Origin of the sequence: Amnibacterium sp. (assembly GCF_025463795.1) — a bacterium.
Taxonomy (GTDB): Bacteria; Actinomycetota; Actinomycetes; order Actinomycetales; family Microbacteriaceae; genus Amnibacterium.
On sequence record NZ_JAODBE010000183.1, the window covers coordinates 1 to 16,525 of the forward strand.

Annotated in this window: 18 protein-coding genes; 8 read left to right on the forward strand and 10 right to left on the reverse strand. The window is 73.0% G+C overall.

Annotated elements, in window-relative coordinates; all coding sequences use genetic code 11:
- The first annotated feature begins 46 nt into the window (after nt 1-46).
- Genes scpB through der form a run of 5 tightly spaced genes read left to right on the forward strand, consistent with a single transcriptional unit; the run spans nt 47 to nt 4,628 of the window.
- Nucleotides 47-610, forward strand: a complete 564-nt coding sequence (gene scpB, locus JWQ92_RS15445) for an SMC-Scp complex subunit ScpB (protein WP_297345370.1) — start codon at nt 47-49, stop codon at nt 608-610.
- Nucleotides 600-1,370 (forward strand): pseudouridine synthase, encoded by a 771-nt coding sequence (locus JWQ92_RS15450; RefSeq protein WP_297345353.1) that lies wholly within the window; start codon nt 600-602, stop codon nt 1,368-1,370. The genes scpB and JWQ92_RS15450 overlap by 11 nt, the downstream gene beginning before the upstream one ends.
- Nucleotides 1,371-1,381: 11 nt before the next feature.
- The gene (locus JWQ92_RS15455) at nt 1,382-2,461 is read left to right on the forward strand and encodes a prephenate dehydrogenase (RefSeq protein ID WP_297345354.1); all 1,080 of its coding nucleotides are present in this window, start codon (nt 1,382-1,384) and stop codon (nt 2,459-2,461) included.
- Nucleotides 2,458-3,120, forward strand: coding sequence for a (d)CMP kinase (gene cmk, locus JWQ92_RS15460; protein WP_297345355.1), 663 nt, complete (start codon nt 2,458-2,460; stop codon nt 3,118-3,120). The genes JWQ92_RS15455 and cmk overlap by 4 nt, the downstream gene beginning before the upstream one ends.
- Nucleotides 3,117-4,628 (forward strand): ribosome biogenesis GTPase Der, encoded by a 1,512-nt coding sequence (gene der / locus JWQ92_RS15465; RefSeq protein ID WP_297345356.1) that lies wholly within the window; start codon nt 3,117-3,119, stop codon nt 4,626-4,628. The genes cmk and der overlap by 4 nt, the downstream gene beginning before the upstream one ends.
- A 136-nt stretch (nt 4,629-4,764) precedes the next feature.
- Here der and JWQ92_RS15470 read toward each other — a convergent pair whose 3' ends face one another.
- Nucleotides 4,765-5,643 (reverse strand): DUF2231 domain-containing protein, encoded by an 879-nt coding sequence (locus JWQ92_RS15470; protein ID WP_297345357.1) that lies wholly within the window; start codon nt 5,641-5,643, stop codon nt 4,765-4,767.
- Between the two features lie 128 nt (nt 5,644-5,771).
- Here JWQ92_RS15470 and JWQ92_RS15475 point away from each other — a divergent pair, with 128 nt between their 5' ends.
- Nucleotides 5,772-6,527, forward strand: coding sequence for an SDR family oxidoreductase (locus JWQ92_RS15475; protein ID WP_297345358.1), 756 nt, complete (start codon nt 5,772-5,774; stop codon nt 6,525-6,527).
- A 9-nt stretch (nt 6,528-6,536) separates the two neighbouring features.
- Here JWQ92_RS15475 and JWQ92_RS15480 read toward each other — a convergent pair whose 3' ends face one another.
- Genes JWQ92_RS15480 through JWQ92_RS15505 form a run of 6 tightly spaced genes read right to left on the reverse strand, consistent with a single transcriptional unit; the run spans nt 6,537 to nt 11,794 of the window.
- Nucleotides 6,537-6,749, reverse strand: coding sequence for a KTSC domain-containing protein (locus JWQ92_RS15480; RefSeq protein WP_297345359.1), 213 nt, complete (start codon nt 6,747-6,749; stop codon nt 6,537-6,539).
- 47 nt (nt 6,750-6,796) lie between these two features.
- Nucleotides 6,797-8,017, reverse strand: coding sequence for an acyl-CoA dehydrogenase family protein (locus JWQ92_RS15485; RefSeq protein ID WP_297345360.1), 1,221 nt, complete (start codon nt 8,015-8,017; stop codon nt 6,797-6,799).
- Nucleotides 8,017-9,072: a phosphotransferase family protein gene (locus tag JWQ92_RS15490; RefSeq protein ID WP_297345361.1), complete on the reverse strand. Its 1,056-nt coding sequence runs from the start codon at nt 9,070-9,072 to the stop codon at nt 8,017-8,019. The genes JWQ92_RS15485 and JWQ92_RS15490 overlap by 1 nt, the downstream gene beginning before the upstream one ends.
- The gene (locus JWQ92_RS15495) at nt 9,069-10,667 is read right to left on the reverse strand and encodes a long-chain fatty acid--CoA ligase (protein WP_297345362.1); all 1,599 of its coding nucleotides are present in this window, start codon (nt 10,665-10,667) and stop codon (nt 9,069-9,071) included. The genes JWQ92_RS15490 and JWQ92_RS15495 overlap by 4 nt, the downstream gene beginning before the upstream one ends.
- 15 nt (nt 10,668-10,682) lie before the next feature.
- A complete protein-coding gene (locus JWQ92_RS15500; protein ID WP_297345363.1) occupies nt 10,683-11,141 on the reverse strand; it encodes a thioesterase family protein in 459 nt (152 codons plus the stop codon).
- Entirely contained in the window at nt 11,138-11,794 is a 657-nt protein-coding gene (locus tag JWQ92_RS15505; RefSeq protein WP_297345364.1) for a QsdR family transcriptional regulator, read from the reverse strand. The genes JWQ92_RS15500 and JWQ92_RS15505 overlap by 4 nt, the downstream gene beginning before the upstream one ends.
- A 115-nt stretch (nt 11,795-11,909) precedes the next feature.
- On the opposite strand from JWQ92_RS15505, the gene JWQ92_RS15510 reads away from it, so the two are divergent.
- Nucleotides 11,910-13,136 carry an acyl-CoA dehydrogenase family protein gene (locus JWQ92_RS15510; RefSeq protein ID WP_297345365.1) on the forward strand — a complete coding sequence of 409 codons (1,227 nt, stop codon included), beginning with the start codon at nt 11,910-11,912 and terminating at the stop codon, nt 13,134-13,136.
- A gap of 168 nt (nt 13,137-13,304) precedes the next feature.
- Complete coding sequence (locus JWQ92_RS15515; protein ID WP_297345366.1) at nt 13,305-14,537, forward strand: acetyl-CoA C-acetyltransferase; 1,233 nt, start codon at nt 13,305-13,307, stop codon at nt 14,535-14,537.
- A 73-nt stretch (nt 14,538-14,610) separates the two neighbouring features.
- On the opposite strand, the gene JWQ92_RS15520 is transcribed toward JWQ92_RS15515, so the two are convergent.
- From JWQ92_RS15520 to JWQ92_RS15530, 3 genes are all read right to left on the reverse strand, one after another.
- Entirely contained in the window at nt 14,611-15,477 is an 867-nt protein-coding gene (locus JWQ92_RS15520; RefSeq protein ID WP_297345367.1) for an LLM class F420-dependent oxidoreductase, read from the reverse strand.
- A gap of 35 nt (nt 15,478-15,512) precedes the next feature.
- Entirely contained in the window at nt 15,513-15,971 is a 459-nt protein-coding gene (locus JWQ92_RS15525) for a MaoC family dehydratase (protein WP_297345368.1), read from the reverse strand.
- Nucleotides 15,968-16,525: SDR family oxidoreductase (locus JWQ92_RS15530; RefSeq protein WP_297345369.1), on the reverse strand; the 558-nt coding region annotated here is incomplete at its 5' end. The genes JWQ92_RS15530 and JWQ92_RS15525, both read right to left, overlap by 4 nt.

Here is a 16,525-nt window from a genome sequence, read left to right on the forward strand (position 1 = left end):
CGAGGCCCCGCCGCCCCCGCCCGCCGCGGCACCGGCGGCGGCCGCCGTGCCCTCGCACCTCGAGGAGCTCGACGCCCGCATCGAGGCCCTGCTGCTCGTCTCGGACGCGCCCCTCGCGCTGCCGACGATCGCGACCGCGGTCGACCGCCCGGTCGCGGTCGTCCGGCAGGCGGTCGAGCGGATCCGCGACGACTACGAGGGGCGTGGGAGCGGGCGGCGGCGCGGCTTCGAGCTGCGCGAGGTCGCCACCGGCTGGCGGCTCTACGCCCGTGTCGAGCACGACGAGGCGGTGCGAGCCCTCGCCGAGGCGGAGTCGCCCGGACGCCTCAGCCAGGCGGCGCTCGAGACCCTCGCGGTCATCGCGTACCGGCAGCCCGTGAGCCGCGGGCAGGTCGCGGCCATCCGGGCCGTGTCCGTCGACTCGGTCATCCGCACCCTGCAGGCCCGCGGGCTCATCGAGGAGGTCGGACGGTCGGAGGAGACCGGCGCGGCGCTGTACGGCACGACGGACGAGCTGCTCGTCGCGCTCGGCCTGCGGTCCATCGACGAGCTGCCGCCGATCGCGCCGCTGCTCGCGGGTGCCGAGGGGGTGCACGAGCATGCCGGATGACGCGTCCGCCGACGGGGTGCGGCTGCAGAAGGTGCTCGCGGCAGCGGGCGTCGCGTCGCGGCGCGTCGCGGAGGACCTCATCGCACGCGGGCGGGTCGCGGTGAACGGGAAGGTCGTCACCGAGCTGGGCCGCCGCGTCCATCCGTCCACCGATCACGTCGCCGTCGACGGCGTCGCCGTGCAGGTCGACCCCACCCGCCGCTACGTCCTGCTCAACAAGCCCACCGGAGTCGTCAGCTCGCTGAAGGACGAGCAGGGCAGACCCGACCTCACCCGCTTCACCTCGCGCTTTCAGGAGCGGCTGTTCAACGTCGGCCGGCTCGATGCGGACACCTCCGGGCTCCTGCTGCTGACGAACGACGGCGAGCTCGCGCACGTGCTCGCCCATCCGTCGTTCGGCGTGTCGAAGACCTATGTGGCGCTCGTGAACGGCAACGTGACGCCCCGAACGCTCGCGCGTCTCATCGAGGGCATCGAGCTCGAGGACGGGCCGATCGCCGCCGACCGCGCCCGGATCGTCCCGGGCGGCGAGCGGCCGGGAGCCACGCTCGTCGAGGTGGTCCTGCACTCCGGCCGCAACCGGATCGTGCGGCGGATGCTCGACGAGGTCGGGCATCCGGTTCAGGAGCTCGTGCGACGCCGATTCGGGCCGCTGAACCTGGGGGACCTGAAGGTCGGCGCGACCAGGGATCTCACGGACGCGGAGCTCGGCGCGGTGCTCACCCTCGCCAGGCGATCGCCTGTGCAGCCCAGCCGGTAGGCTTCCTCCCCGTGTCCGCCCGTACTTCGGGGCAGGTCCGTGTCGTCGGGACCGGCCTGCTCGGCACGAGCATCGGGCTCGGCCTCGTAGCGCTCGGCGTCGACGTCGTCCTCGCCGACGCGTCGCCGTCCACGCTCGCGCTCGCCGTGGACTACGGCGCCGGCCGCCGCGCCGGCCTGCACGACGACCCGGCGCTCATCGTGGTCGCCGTGCCGCCCGACCGAACCGCGGAGGTCGTGCAGGCGGAGCTCGACGCGCATCCGGCCGCCCTCGTGACCGACGTCGCGAGCGTGAAGAGCGCGCCCCTCGCAGCGCTGCGGGCCGCCGGCGCCCCCGTCGAGCGGTACCTCGGGTCGCATCCGATGGCGGGGCGGGAGCGCAGCGGGCCGATCGCCGCCCGCGCCGACCTGTTCCTCGGCCGCCCCTGGGTCATCACGCCGCATCCCGCGAGCACGACCGAGCAGGCCGCCCGGCTCGAGGCGCTCGCACTCGACCTCGGCGCCACCCCGGTGCGGCTGCCCGTCGACCGGCACGACGACGCCGTCGCCGTCGTCTCCCACGCGCCGCAGCTCGTCGCGAGCCTGCTCGCCGCCCGCCTCGTCGATGCGCCCGCGCACGCCACCGACCTCGCCGGGCAGGGCCTGCGCGACACGACGCGGATCGCCGCGAGCGACCCGGCCCTCTGGATCCAGATCCTCTCCGCGAACGCGGGCCGCATCGTGCCCGTGCTCTCCGACCTCCGCGACGACCTCGACGCGGTGCTCGAGGCCCTGTCCGACCCGACCGCGGCCGGCGCGCCGCGCGCGCTCGCCGATCTGCTCGCCGCGGGCAACGCGGGGGTGCAGCGCATCCCCGGCAAGCACGGCGCCGACCTGAAGCTCACCTCGCTGGTCGTGCTGATCGACGACACCCCGGGCCAGCTCGCCCGGCTCCTCTCGGAGATCGGCGAGCTCGGTGTGAACCTCGAGGACCTGCGCCTGGAGCACTCGCCCGGCGCACCGATCGGCATCGTCGAGGTGCAGGTCGCGCCGGAGGCGGCGTCGGGACTCGAGGCGGATCTGGTGCAGCGCGGATGGCGGGTGGCGGGATGAACGTGGTGGTGGCGGTCGACGGACCGGCGGGCAGCGGCAAGTCCAGCGTCAGCCGCGCCGCCGCGGCGAAGCTCGGGTACGCCTTCGTCGACACCGGGGCCGCCTACCGGGCGCTCGCGTGGTCGGTGCTCGAGCACGGGGCCGATCCGGAGGATCCCGACGCGGTGATCCGCGTGCTCGCCGCGTTCCGGTTCGAGAGCGCCGACGACCCCGACGAGCACTGGGTGCGGGTCGACGGCACCGACGTCACCCACGCCATCCGTGAGCCGCGCGTCACCGGTGCGGTCAGCGGCATCGCTCGCGTCCAGGCGGTCCGCGAGGCGCTGAACGACGGGTTCCGCGCGCGCCTCGCCGCCGCCGACCCCGGCGTCGTGGTCGAGGGCCGCGACATCACCACCGTCGTCGCGCCGGATGCCGACGTACGGGTGCTGCTCACCGCGAGCCCCGAGGTGCGTGCCGCGCGCCGCGCCCGGCAGCTGCCGGACCTGCACCACGAGACCGTCGCCCAGGCGATCGCCGAGCGCGACGCCAAGGACTCCCAGGTGGTCGACTTCCTCGAGGCGGCCGACGGCGTCACCACGCTCGACTCCACCGACCTCGACTTCGATGGCACGGTCGACGCCCTCGTCGGCCTCGTGCAGGAACGGGTACCCAGATGACCGACGACCACCTCGACTTCGACGCGGGACCCGACGACCTCGGCGATCGGCTCGCCACCGTCGACGACGCCGCTGCCGAGCGCCGGGCCGCCGCGCTGCGGGCCGGCCTCGCCGAGTACGCGCTCGACGAGGAGGACCAGGCCGTCCTCGAGGGCGCCGAGATCGGCGACGAGCAGCAGGGCGCCGGCGCCGCGCTGCCGGTGCTGGCGATCGTCGGGCGGCCGAACGTCGGCAAGTCCGCGCTCGTGAACCGCATCCTCGGCCGTCGCGCCGCCGTCGTCGAGGACGTCCCCGGCGTCACGCGCGACCGTGTGACCTACCGCGCCGAGTGGGAGGGCCGGGAGTTCACCCTCGTCGACACGGGCGGATGGGAGCCGGACGCGGCGGGCCTCGACGCCGCGGTCGCCGCGCAGGCGGAGATCGCCGTCGACCTCGCCGACGCCGTGCTCTTCGTCGTCGACGCGACGGTCGGCGCGACGGCGACCGACGAGCGCGTCGTGCGGATGCTCCGGGCGGGCAACAAGCCGGTGCGGGTCGTCGCCAACAAGGTCGACGACGCCCGCCTCGAGCCCCTCGTCGCGGAGCTGTGGAACCTGGGCCTCGGTGAGCCGTGGCCGGTCTCCGCCCTGCACGGTCGGGGCGTGGCCGACCTGCTCGACGACGTGATGCGGATCCTGCCGAAGGAGTCGGCGGTCGCCCGTCCCGAGCTCGGTGGCCCGCGCCGGGTGGCGCTGCTCGGCCGCCCGAACGTCGGCAAGTCGAGCCTGCTGAACAGGGCGGCGGGGGAGGAGCGGGTCGTCGTGGCGGAGCTCGCCGGCACCACCCGCGACCCCGTCGACTCGCAGATCGAGCTCGGTGGCAGGGTGTGGCGGTTCGTCGACACGGCCGGCATCCGCCGCCGCACGCACCTGTCCCAGGGTGCGGACTTCTACGCGTCGCTGCGCACCCAGGCCGCGCTGGAGCGCGCGGAGGTCGCCGTCGTGCTGCTCGACGTGAGCCAGCCGATCAGCGAGCAGGACGTGCGGATCGTCGACCTCGTCCTCGAGTCGGGACGGGCCCTCGTGCTCGCGTACAACAAGTGGGACCTGCTCGACGACGACCGGCGCCGCTACCTCGAGCGTGAGATCGAGCAGGACCTCGGGCACGTCTCCTGGGCGCCCCGCGTGAACATCTCGGCGCGCACCGGGCGTCACCTGGAGAAGCTGGTGCCGGCGCTCGAGACGGCTCTCGGCTCCTGGGACACGCGCATCCCGACCGGCCGCTTCAACGCGTTCCTCGCCGAGCTCGTCGCCGCGCATCCGCACCCGGTCCGGGGCGGGAAGCAGCCGCGCATCTTGTTCGGCACGCAGGCGAGCACGCGGCCGCCGACGTTCGTGCTGTTCACCACCGGGTTCCTCGACCCGGGCTACCGCCGGTACATCCAGCGGCGCCTCCGCGAGCTGTTCGGGTTCGAGGGCAGCCCCATCGTGGTCAACATGCGTGTGAGGGAGCGTCGCTCCCGAACCTGACGGGCACAGCAGGGAGCGTCGCTCCCGCAGCTGATCGTCGCGCCGTTCCGGAGTTCCTGCTCGACACGCCGGACGTGGCGGCAGATGCGCGGCGCGTCGCGCCGTTTCTCCGGAACGGCGCGATGAGCGGAGGGGGTCAGCCGGCGTTCGGCAGCAGCACCTCGACCGTCTCGCCCGTCACGCGGGTCTCGAAGACGGGTTGGGGCGAGGTCGCGGGGCCGTGCACGACCTCGCCGTTCGCGAGCGAGAAGACGCTCTGGTGCCACGGGCAGGTGACGCACGAGCCCTCGCCCGGCTCCATGGTGAGTTCGCCCTGGTGGAGCGGGCCGGAGAGATGGCTGCACACGTTCGAGAGCACCTGCACCTCGGTCCCGGTGCGGTGCACGAGCAGCGACTGGCCGCGCACGACCTTGCGCACCAGCGCGCCCTCGGGGAGATCGACCAGGGGTCCGAGCTCCTGCCAGCCGGACGGGAAGCGGTGCGGCACGTCCTCGGTGTGGTTGGCGCCGCTCGCCTGACGGTAGGCGAGATGGCCGCCGAGGTAGCCCCCGGCGCCGACGGCGCCGAAGCCGGCGAACGCGAGCAGCTTGCCGAGGCTCTGGTTCCCCGACCGCCGCGCTAGCCATGACGCGCTGTAGAGGCTCACCGCCGCGATGTTCAGCGCCGCGTGCACCATGCCGACGCGCATCTGCTGCTGGTGCAGGCGCGCCCAGTCCGTCTCCCCGGTGAGGGCTGTAGGCAGAGCGCTCAGCACGCCGGTGCCGACAAGGATGCGGGCCGCCCGTTCGTTGCCGGGCAGCAGGTCGAGCACTGCCGCGGAGGCCCAGGCGCCCGTCGGAACGAGCACGAGCATCGGGTGGATGGGGTGGCCGAACGGAACGCCGTGCAGCAGGTCCTCGACCGCCCGCGGCTTCACGACGGCGAGCACGATCTTCCTCGACACCTCGATCAGCGGATCCAGCGCCTCGACGTTCTCGAGCTTGGCGATGGGCTTGAGGATCCGGAACTCTTTCATGGTTCCAGCGCACCTCTCCCGCCCCGGCGGCGCAAGTCCGCGGAGGAAGTCGGAGCGTTCCTTCAGCACCACCCCGACGGCCGGCCCGAGCGAATCGGGGCGGACCGGCCGGTGGGTAGGCTCCGGCCGTGCCGCTCTCCCGCTTCTCCGACCGCGTCGCCCTCGTCACCGGGGCGAGCCGCGGCATCGGCCTCGCCGTCGCCGAACGCCTCGTGGCCGAAGGCGCCCGCGTCGTGCTCACCGCCCGTCGCGAGGAGGCCCTCACCGAGGCGGTCGAGCGGCTCGGCGCCGACCGGGTGCGCGGCGTCGCCGGCGCTGCCGACGATCCCGAGGCCAGGGAGGCCGCGTTCGCCGCCGCGGAGGGCGCGTTCGGCCCCGTCGACCTGCTCGTGAACAACGCCGGCGTGAATCCGGCGTACGGGCCGTCGCTCGAGATCGACGAGGCGGCCGTCCGCAAGCTGTTCGAGGTGAACGTGCTCGGCGCCTTCGGCTACGCCCGCGAAGCGGTCCGGCGCGGGATGGGCGAGCGCGGCGGCGCCATCGTCAACATCGCCTCGATCGCGGGCATCGGCGCGAGCCCGAACATCGGCTTCTACGGGGTGTCGAAAGCCGCCCTCATCTCGCTCACCGCCCAGCTGGCCCACGAGCTCGCCCCGCGGATCCGGGTGAACGCCGTCGCCCCGGCCGTCGTCAAGACGCGGTTCGCGCGGGCGCTCTACGAGGGCCGTGAGGCGCAGGTCGTGGCCGCCTACCCGCTCGGCCGACTCGGCGAGCCCGAGGACGTCGCGGGCCCCGTCGCGTTCCTGCTGTCCGAGGACGCCGCCTGGATCACCGGGCAGACGATCGTGATCGACGGAGGCGGCTCCCTGCCGATGCCCGGCTGAGCCGGCCGCTCAGGCGACGCGGCGGTAGGGGTAGGGACCGCGGATGTGCAGGTCGAAGTAGCGGCCGCGCGAGTCCGACTCGAGCATCGCGAGCACCTCCTCCGGAGGTACTCCCTCGTAGTCGTACACGGCTCCGGTCACGAACTCGAGCTCGAGCAGCCGGTTCGTCGGGTCGTAGCCGAGCGACGAGATGGCGCTGCTCTCGATCCTGTATCGCCGCATCCGTGTCCCCCTCGAGGGACGAGCCTGCGCCTCACCCGGGCGCGCGGTCAAGCGGGGGAGCGACGCACCTCCGCACGGCCGAGCGAGGCGAGGTGGACCTCGTCGGGGCCGTCCGCGATCCGCAGGGTGCGGGCCGCGGCGAACAGCGCCGCCAGCGGGGTGTCGGCGGAGACGCCCGCCCCGCCGAACAGCTGGATCGCCCGGTCCAGCACCTGCTGCACGACCCGGGGCACCGCGACCTTGATCGCCTGGATCTCGGTGCGGGCCGCACGGTTGCCGACCGTGTCCATGAGCCACGCGGTCTTCAGCACGAGCAGGCGCACGGCCTCCAGCTCGATCCGCGCCTCCGCGAGCCACTGCCGCACGACGCCCTGCTCCGAGAGCGCCGAGCCGAAGGCGGTGCGGCCGCCGACCCGGACCCGCACCAGGTCGAGCGCCCGCTCGGCCATGCCGATCGCCCGCATGCAGTGGTGGATGCGGCCGGGGCCGAGCCGGGCCTGAGCCATCGCGAAGCCCTCGCCCTCGCCGCCGAGCAGTGCATCGAGCGGCACGCGGGCGCCCTCGAACCGGATCTCGGCATGCCCGCCGTGCTCCCGGTCGTCGTAGCCGAAGACCGACAGCGGCCGCACGATCGTGACGCCAGGGGTGTCCCGGGGCACGAGCAGCATGCTCTGCTGCCGGTGGCGGTCGGCCTCGGGGTCGGTCTTGCCCAGAACCACCAGCAGCGTCGCGTCGGGGTCCATCGCACCGGTCGACCACCACTTCACGCCGTCGACCACGTACTCGTCGCCGTCGCGGCGGATGCGCGTGGCGACGTTCGTGGCGTCGGAGGACGCGACGTCCGGCTCCGACATGCAGAACGCGGAGCGGCGCCGGCCCTCGAGCATCGGTCCGAGCCACCGGTCCCGCTGCGCGTCCGAGCCGGAGTGGATCAGGAGCTCCATGTTGCCGGTGTCGGGCGCCGCGCAGTTGATCGCGACCGGCGCCAGGCGCGGACTGCGTCCCGTCCGCTCGGCCAGAGGCGCGTACTGCAGGTTGGTGAGGCCGGCGCCGAGCCCCAGGGGGTTCGGCGGCAGGAAGAGGTTCCACAGCCCGCGCTCCCGCGCCGCCGCCTGCAGGGTGCCGATGACCGGCGTCGGGCCCCACCTGTCCGGCTCGGCGGCGAGCTCCGCCTCGAGCACGGGTTCGGCGGGCAGCACGTGATCGGAGAGGAACGACGACAGCTCGGCGTCGAGCGCCGCGGACCGCGGATCCGGAGCGAAATCCATCAGGCTCCCTCGGCCAGGCGGCCTCGGCCGAGCGCCGCGAGCGGCGGCACGAGCGCGCCGATCGAGTCGAACCCGGCGCCGACCGTCGCCCCCTGCAGGAAGCGTCGATGCACCCCCTCGAGGATGACCGCCAGCTTGAACGCGGCGAACGCGTCGTACCAGCCGAGATCGCCGATGCGGCGGCCGCTGACGCGGGAGTAGTGGTCGACGAGCTCGTCGGCGTCGGGGTAGCCGGCACCGGGCACGACGGCCGTCGCCGCGGGCAGGCCGACGTCCGAGGCGATCGCGCCGAGCCGCCAGTAGAGCGTGCAGAGGGTCAGGTCGGCGTCGAGGTCGCCGACGGTGGCCATCTCCCAGTCGAGCACCGCCGCGATCCGGGGCTCCTCGCCGTCCAGGGCGAGGATCGCGTTGTCGAGACGGAAGTCGCCGTGCAGCAGGCCCGTGGCTACCGTCGCCGGCACGCGCTGGGCGAGACCCGCCGCGAGCGCGTCCAGGTCCGGCAGCTCGCGCGTGCGCGACCCCGCGTACTGCGTCGTCCAGCGCGCCACCTGCCGCGCGAGGTAGCCGTCGGGGCGACCGAGGTCGGCGAGCCCCACCTCGGCGGGGTCGAGCGCATGCAGGGCGGCGAGGACGTCGATGAGCGCGAAGGAGACGCTGCGGCGCTGCTCGGGCGAGAGCCCGGCGTCGTCGCCCGGTGCGCGCACGACCGTGCCCTCGACGTGCCGCATCAGGAAGAACGGCGCATCGACGCCGGTCTCGGGATCCGCCTCCGGCACGAGGTCCACGGCGGGCGGCACGGGCACCGCCGTGCCGGCGAGGCCCGAGATCGCCCGGTACTCACGTCGCATGTCGTGCGCGGTGGCCTGGACGTGCGCGAGCGGCGGTCGGCGCAGGACCAGCGGGCCCGGCCGCGTGCCGTCGAGCCGGTAGGTGAGGTTGCTGCGGCCGCCCGCGAGCACGTGGGCCGAGAGGTCCCCGCCCGCCAGCGCCGGATGGGTGCGTCGCAGCCAGGCTCCGAGCGCCGGCAGGTCCAGTCCGGGGAGGGCCGCCGTCACGAGCCGAACTCGCGGGCGAGCTCGCGCTTCAGCACCTTCCCCGACGGGCCGAGCGGCAGCTCGGGCACGAAGTGGACGATCCGCGGGAACTTGAAGGCTGCGATCCGGTCCTTCACGAACCCGATCAGCTCCTCCTCCGTCGCCTCGGCACCGGGCTTCAGGACGACGGCGGCCGCGACCTCCTGCCCGTGCACGTCGTGCGGCACCCCGAACACCGCCGCGGTCTGCACGGCCTCGTGCCGCGCGAGCACGTTCTCGACCTCGGTCGGGTACACGTTGTAGCCGTTGCGGACGATCATGTCCTTCTTGCGATCGACGATCGTGATGAGGTCCTCGTCGTCGATCGTGCCGAGATCGCCGGTGCGGAACCAGCCCTGCACGACCGCCTCCCGGTTCGCCTCCGGCCGCCCGAGGTAGCCCTTGAACAGGTTGTGGCCGCGGATGACGATCTCGCCGAGCTCGCCACGGGGCAGCTCGACGATCTCGTGATCCTGCTCCGGATCCGCGATCATCACGTCGACGCCCCAGATGCGACGGCCGACGGTGCCGGGGTGGATCTGCTCACCGACGCGGTTGAACGAGGCGACGGGCGACGTCTCGGTGAGGCCGTAGCCCTCGTGGACGGTCGCCCCGAACGACTGCTCGAACGACTCGAGCACGGCGAGCGGCAGCGGAGCGCCGCCGGAGACCGCGTAGCGCAGCTGCGGCGTGGGGCCGCCGGCGGCGACGCCCTGCAGGAGGCCGACGTACATCGTGGGCACGGCGGTGAAGATCGTCACCCCGTGCTCGACCATCGCGTCGAGCGCCGCGCGCGGCTCGAACTTCGGCAGCAGCACGATCGTGGCGCCGACCCGGAAGGTCGTGTTCAGCACGCAGGTCTGGCCGAACGTGTGGAAGAGCGGCAGGCCGCCGAACACCACGTCGTCCGTCTTCATGTCGAACGAGTCGATGAGGGTCACGTTCACGTTCTCGACGATCGAGAGGTGCGAACCGACGGCACCCTTCGGCACCCCGGTCGTGCCGCTCGTGTAGAGGATCGTGGCCGGCGCGAGCGGATGGGTGCCCACGTGCCGGTCGATCGGGGCGGAGTGCCCGGCGGCGAGCAGGTCCTCGAGGCGGGGGATCGGCACCAGGTCGCGCGTCCCCTCGGGGAGCAGCACCGACACGGCGTCGAGACCGAGCTCGGCGGCAGCGGGCAGCCCTTCGCCGAGGGAGGGCGCCGCGATCACGACGAGCGCCGCGCCGCTGTCCCGCAGCACGTGCTGGATCTCCTCCTTCTTGTAGAGGAGGTGGATCGGCACGACCACCGCGCCGAGCGCGAGCACCGCGTAGTAGACCCGCGCGAACATCGGCACGTTCGGCACCATCATCGCCACCCGGTCGCCCGGGCCGATCCCGCGGTCGCGCAGCACGCCGGCGACCGCCTTGGTCTGCGTCCACAGGTCGCCGTAGGTGACCCTGGCGTCCGGTCCGGTCTGGCCCGCCCAGATCAGGGCCGTCTTCTCCGGGCGGCGCCAGGCCGCGTCCGCCAGGATGGAGGCGATCGAGAGGGTCGCGTTGCCGGGCCCGTTCAGAACGTCGTCGTTCTCGTTCATGGATTCCTTCTCGCGTCAGTGCGTGGGACTGCTGGGTGGTGCGGGGACGAGGTCGGCCGCGATCCGGGTTCGGAGCGGGTCGGGTACGGGCATGGGCCGCCGGGTCTCGCGGTCGACGAACACGTGCACGAAGGTGCCCGTTGCGAGCAGCTCGCCGTCGGACTCGCGGAAGATGCCGAGCCCCCAGGAGACGCTCGTGGTCCCGACCCGGTCGGCGCGGAGGCCGACGACGAAGGTGTCGGGGAAGGCGCCGGACGCGAAGTACCGGCACGAGGACGCGACGACCACGGCCGGGTCGCGCTCCTCGACCATGCGGTGCCCCCCGGGTCCGAGCAGCCAGCTCGTCACCGTGGTGTCCATGGCGGCGTAGTAGATCGTGTTGTTCACGTGGCCGAACACGTCGTTGTCGTGCCAGCGTGTCGGGAACGGCCGCGACCACCCGTAGTCGGCGAGCGTCGGCCCGGAGCCGGTCACTCGTCCTCCAGCCGCGTCGGCGCGAGGACGAGGGCGAGGGCGGCCGAGGCGCGGTCGGCGCTCGGGCTCTCCCCGGCGATGAGGTCGGAGTAGGTGAACGACTCGGCGACCCGCACGAGCACGGTCGCAAGGTCGTGCACCGGCAGCGGAGTGGCCATCCGGCCGGCCGACAGCTCCTCGGTGAGCAGCGTCTCGGTGACGGCGACGAAGCGGCGATGCACCGGGCTGGCCGCTGTGGTGAGGATGCGCAGCGCCCGCGACGGCTCGCGCGTGATCCAGTCGCGGAAGTAGTGCGCGCCGATCAGGTCGTCGACGAAGCGGGTGAGCACCGCCGCGACGCGGTCGGCGCCGCGCGCGGAGACGGCGGCGTCGGCGGCGTCGAGGGTCGGCACGGCGAGGGACCACAGCACCTCGGCGAGCAGCTGGTCGCGATTGCCCACCCAGCGGAACAGGGAGGTGCGGTCGACGCCGAACGTCGAGGCCAGCGCGCCCATGTCGATCCGCTCGCCGGCGATGAACCGGTGCCTCGCCTCACGGAACGCCCGCGTCGCGTCGGGGTGGGACCCGAGCCGCAGCGAGAGGGGGCTCGGCACGAGCTCCGTGCCGTGGCTGCCGAGGCGCGCGGCACGCGGGCGCGCATCGACGAGGACCATGACTGGATCGTAGCCGCGCTGCGCGGGAGCGGCCGCAACACATCCCGATGTGATGCGTACACTGCTCGCGGGGCACCTCCGCCCGACAGGGCGGGCCAGTCGACGAGGAGCTGCGATGACGATCACCACGACCGACGAGACCGCGCTGGAGGACTTCGGAGAGGTGGCCGTGCCCTACCTCGTGGGCGACTTCTACCACTTCCAGGACGTCCTGACCCCGGTCGAGCGGGAGAGCGCCGCCAAGGTGCGCGAGTACTTCGAGACCGAGGTGGCGCCGATCGCGAACGACTACTGGGAGCGCGCGGAGTTCCCGAAGCAGGTCATCCCGAACCTCGCCCGGCTCGGCTGCCTCGGCGCCTTCATCCCGGAGGTCCGCCGGTTCGAGAACAGCGCCGTCTACCGCGGCTGGATGGCGCTCGAGATGGGCCGCGTCGACGCGTCCGCCTCCACGTTCGTCGGTGTGCAGAGCGGCCTCGCGATGGGCGCCGTGGACGTCGGGGGCTCGCCGGAGCAGCGCGCCGAGTGGCTGCCGAAGATGGCGACCGCCGAGGTGATCGCCTCGTTCGGCCTCACCGAGCCCTTCTCCGGCTCCGACTCCGCCCGCGGCCTGCGCACGACCGCCCGGCGCGACGGCGACACCTGGATCCTGAACGGCGCGAAGCGCTGGATCGGCAATGCGACCTTCGCCGACATCGTGGTGATCTTCGGCAAGGACGAGGCGGACGGGCAGGTCAAGGGCTTCCTCGTCGACACGACCAGCGAGGGCTTCACGGCGACGAAGATCGAAGGCAAGATCGCCCTCCGCAGCGTGCAGAACGCCGACATCACCATGACGGACGTGCGCGTGCCGGAATCGATGCGGCTGCCCGGCATCCGCTCGTTCCGCGACGTCGCGCACGTGCTGCGGCTCACGCGCTGCGAGGTCGCATGGCAGGCCATCGGCATCGCGATCGGCGCCTACGAGGCGGCCCTCGCCTACGCGAAGGAGCGCGTGCAGTTCGGCAAGCCGATCGCCGCGCACCAGCTCGTCCAGGACCTGCTCGTGAAGTGCGTCGGCAACATCACCGCCTCGATCGCGGTCTGCCTCCGCGCCTCGCAGCTGCAGGACGCCGGTCAGCAGCAGGACGAGCACTCGGCGCTCGCCAAGGCGTTCGCGACCGCCCGGATGCGCGAGACCGTCGGCTACGCCCGCGAGATCCTCGGTGGCAACGGCATCGTGCTCGACAAGGGTGTGGCCCGGTTCTTCGCCGACGCGGAGGCCATCTACTCCTACGAGGGCACCCGCGAGATGAACACCCTCATCGTCGGCCGCGCCATCACGGGCTCGGCCGCGTTCGTCTGAACCTATGGTCTTCGATGCGCGAGCGCATCGAAGACGTCGTGCTTATGGTCTTCGATACGCGAGCGCATCGAAGACGTCGTGGACAGTCCGGCCCGGCCGACGTGACGGCCGTGCCTCCCGTCGCCCGAGATCGGCTCGCCGGTTCTCGCTCAAGGAAGAGGCTTGGAAATGGTTGAGGCAGTTGTCGTCGCCGCGAAGCGGTCGCCCATCGGGCGGGCCAACAAGGGCTCGCTCGTCTCGTTCCGGCCGGACGACCTCGCCGCCGTCATCGTGCGGGAGGCGCTCGCGGCCGTGCCGGAGCTGGATCCGGCGCGTCTCGACGACCTGATCCTCGGCTGCGGCATGCCCGGCGGGGAGCAGGGCATGAACATGGCCCGCATCCTCGCCGTCAAGCTCGGCTACGACTTCCTGCCGGGCACGACCGTGAACCGGTACTGCTCCTCCAGCCTCCAGACCACCCGCATGGCGTTCCACGCCATCAAGGCGGGCGAGGGCCACGCCTTCGTCTCCGCGGGCGTCGAGTCCGTGACGCACTTCGCGAACGGCAGCGCCGACCACATCCCGAACCAGGACCCGCACGTGATCCTGAACCCGGTGTTCGCGGATGCGGAGCAGCGCACGAAGCGGCGCGCCGAGGCGGGCGGCGGCTGGCACGACCCGCGGGAGGACGGCGAGCTGCCCGACGCCTACATCGCCATGGGGCAGACGGCCGAGAACGTCGCCGCCCTCACCGGGACCGGCCGGCAGCGGCAGGACGAGTACGCCGCACTCAGCCAGAACCGGGCCGAGCGGGCCATCGCGGCCGGGGTCTTCGAACGGGAGATCACGCCGGTGACGACGCCGGACGGCCGTACCGTCAGCACCGACGACGGTCCGCGCGCCGGAGTCACCGTCGAGACGCTGTCGACGCTGCAGCCCGTCTTCCGCCCCGACGGCACCGTGACCGCCGGCAACGCCTGCCCCCTGAACGACGGGGCGGCGGCCCTCGTCGTCGTCTCCGACACGCTCGCGAGGGACCTCGGCCTCACCCCGCTCGCCCGCATCGTCGCGACCGGCGTGAGCGCGCTCTCGCCCGAGATCATGGGCCTCGGCCCCGTCGAGGCGAGCCGCAAGGCGCTCGCGCTCGCCGGCATGACGATCGACGACATCGATCTCGTCGAGATCAACGAGGCGTTCGCCGCCCAGGTCGTGCCTTCCGCGGACCAGCTCGGGGTGCCGTGGGAGAAGCTCAACGTGCACGGGGGCGCCATCGCCCTCGGCCACCCCTTCGGCATGACGGGTGCCCGCATCACGACGACGCTGCTCAACGCGCTGCGCACGAACGACGCCACCTTCGGCCTCGAGACGATGTGCGTCGGCGGCGGCCAGGGCATGGCGATGGTGATCGAGCGCCTCAGCTGACCGCGGTCCCACCCGCTTCGAGCCCCCGCCTCCGGCGGTCGCCGATGCCGACGCACGGGAGGCGGAGGCGAGGTCAGAGCTGCGCGAGGCGCGGGACCACGTGCTCCCCGAGGCGTGCGGTGGTGCCGACGGGGTCGGGTGCTGCGGCGCGCACCCAGACCTGATCGACGCCGAGCTTCGCGTAGGCCTCCATCTTCGAGAGGAAGGCGTCGCTCTCGGCGTCGGCTCCGGGTGTCGTGAGCGTGAGCTGGATCGAGGTGAAGTCCCGGCCGACGTCGTCGCAGTGCTGCCGCAGCACGTCGATCTTCCGGCCGACCTCGTCGGGACCGAGGTCGAAGAGGTTGCAGGCGTCGCCGTGGAGGGCGACCAGCCGCAGGGTCTTCTTCTCACCGCCGCCGCCGATGAGGATCGGCGGACGCGGGCGCTGGATCGGCTGCGGCACGCAGATCGTCGCGCCGAGGCGGTAGTGCTCGCCCTCGTACGGGCCGTCGTTCTCGCTCCACATCTGCTCGCAGATCTCGAGCGCCTCGGTCAGCCGCTCGAACCGCTCCTTCAGGGGCGGGAACGGGACCCCGTACGCGGCGTGCTCCTCCTCGTACCAGGCAGCGCCGATGCCGAGGAAGGCGCGCCCGTTCGAGAGCACGTCGAGCGTGGTGACGGTCTTCGCGAGCAGCGCCGGGTACCGGTAGGTCACCCCGGTGACGAGGGTGCCCAGCCGGAGGCGCTGCGTCACGGCGGCCAGGTAGCCGAGGGTCGTGTAGCCCTCGAGCATCGGCTCGGCGGATCCGCCCATCGGGATCATCTGGAACCAGTGGTCCATGACCGTCATCGCGGCGAAGCCGCCCTCGTCCGCGGCGCGGGCGGTGTCGGCGAGCAGGCCGCGGAGCGAGTCCGGCGCCCCCGGCATCGTGAAATTCGGGAAGTGCAGCGCGAGCTTCATGCCCTCATGCTGCTCCTCCCTGCTGGAGGCCCCGGTCAGGCCGGGACGAACACCGTCAGCGTCTCCGCGACGAGCGCCGGCCGGTCGGCGCCCTCCGCCTCGAGCGTCACGGCCTGGTGCACGCGGATGCCGGTCGGGATGCGCTCGGCCGCCGTGATCGTCGCGGTCGCGCGCACCCGGGTGCCTGCGCGGACCGGGGAGAGGAACCGCACCCGGTCCGATCCCGCGTTCACGGCGAGACCGGTGCCCTCGACCTGCAGCAGCTCGAACATCAGGGGCGCGAGCAGCGACAGGGAGAGGTAGCCGTGGGCGATCGTCCCGCCGAAGGGGCCGTCCGCGGCCCGTGCGCGGTCGACGTGGATCCACTGGTGATCGTCGGTCGCGTCGGCGAACCGGTCGATCCGGTCCTGCCCGACGGTGATCCAGCTGCTCGGCCCGAGCTCGGTGCCGACCGCGTCGAGCAGCGCCTCCGGCGAGGGGAAGACGGTGCTCATGCCTTCGGGCCGCCTGCCACGTACAGCACCTGACCGGAGACGAACGAGGCGGCCTCCGAGCAGAAGAAGCTCGCCGCGTTCGCGACGTCCTCCGGCTGCCCGACCCGGCCGACCGGGATCTCCTCGGCCGCGCCCTCGAGGAACTGCTCGAACGTGATGTGCATCCGCTCCGCGGTCTGCCGCAGCATGTCGGTCGCGATGAACCCGGGCGCGATGGCGTTGGCGGTGACGTTGTAGCGGCCGAGCTCGATCGCGAGGGTCTTCGTGAAGCCCTGCAGACCCGCCTTCACCGCCGCGTAGTTCGCCTGGCCGCGGTTGCCGAGCGCGCTCGTGGAGGAGAGGCTCACGATGCGGCCCCACTTCGCCTCCACCTGGTGGCGCTGCACGGCCCGGGTCATGAGGAACGCGCCACGCAGGTGCACCGCGACGACGGAGTCCCAATCGTCGTCCGACATCTTGAAGATCAGGTTGTCGCGCAGGATCCCGGCGTTGTTCACGAGGACGGTCGGCGCGCCGAGCTCCTCGGCGACCCGGGCGACGGCTGCCTCGACGGC

Coding starts and splice junctions, on each gene's coding strand:
- JWQ92_RS15520 (WP_297345367.1), bottom strand. CDS start 15,477: ATGAAGCTCGCGCTGCACTTCCCGAATTTCACGATGCCGGGGGCGCCG.
- der (WP_297345356.1), top strand. CDS start 3,117: ATGACCGACGACCACCTCGACTTCGACGCGGGACCCGACGACCTCGGC.
- JWQ92_RS15515 (WP_297345366.1), top strand. CDS start 13,305: ATGGTTGAGGCAGTTGTCGTCGCCGCGAAGCGGTCGCCCATCGGGCGG.
- JWQ92_RS15480 (WP_297345359.1), bottom strand. CDS start 6,749: ATGCGGCGATACAGGATCGAGAGCAGCGCCATCTCGTCGCTCGGCTAC.
- JWQ92_RS15505 (WP_297345364.1), bottom strand. CDS start 11,794: ATGGTCCTCGTCGATGCGCGCCCGCGTGCCGCGCGCCTCGGCAGCCAC.
- cmk (WP_297345355.1), top strand. CDS start 2,458: ATGAACGTGGTGGTGGCGGTCGACGGACCGGCGGGCAGCGGCAAGTCC.
- JWQ92_RS15495 (WP_297345362.1), bottom strand. CDS start 10,667: ATGAACGAGAACGACGACGTTCTGAACGGGCCCGGCAACGCGACCCTC.
- JWQ92_RS15510 (WP_297345365.1), top strand. CDS start 11,910: ATGACGATCACCACGACCGACGAGACCGCGCTGGAGGACTTCGGAGAG.
- JWQ92_RS15470 (WP_297345357.1), bottom strand. CDS start 5,643: ATGAAAGAGTTCCGGATCCTCAAGCCCATCGCCAAGCTCGAGAACGTC.
- JWQ92_RS15525 (WP_297345368.1), bottom strand. CDS start 15,971: ATGAGCACCGTCTTCCCCTCGCCGGAGGCGCTGCTCGACGCGGTCGGC.
- JWQ92_RS15450 (WP_297345353.1), top strand. CDS start 600: ATGCCGGATGACGCGTCCGCCGACGGGGTGCGGCTGCAGAAGGTGCTC.
- JWQ92_RS15485 (WP_297345360.1), bottom strand. CDS start 8,017: ATGGATTTCGCTCCGGATCCGCGGTCCGCGGCGCTCGACGCCGAGCTG.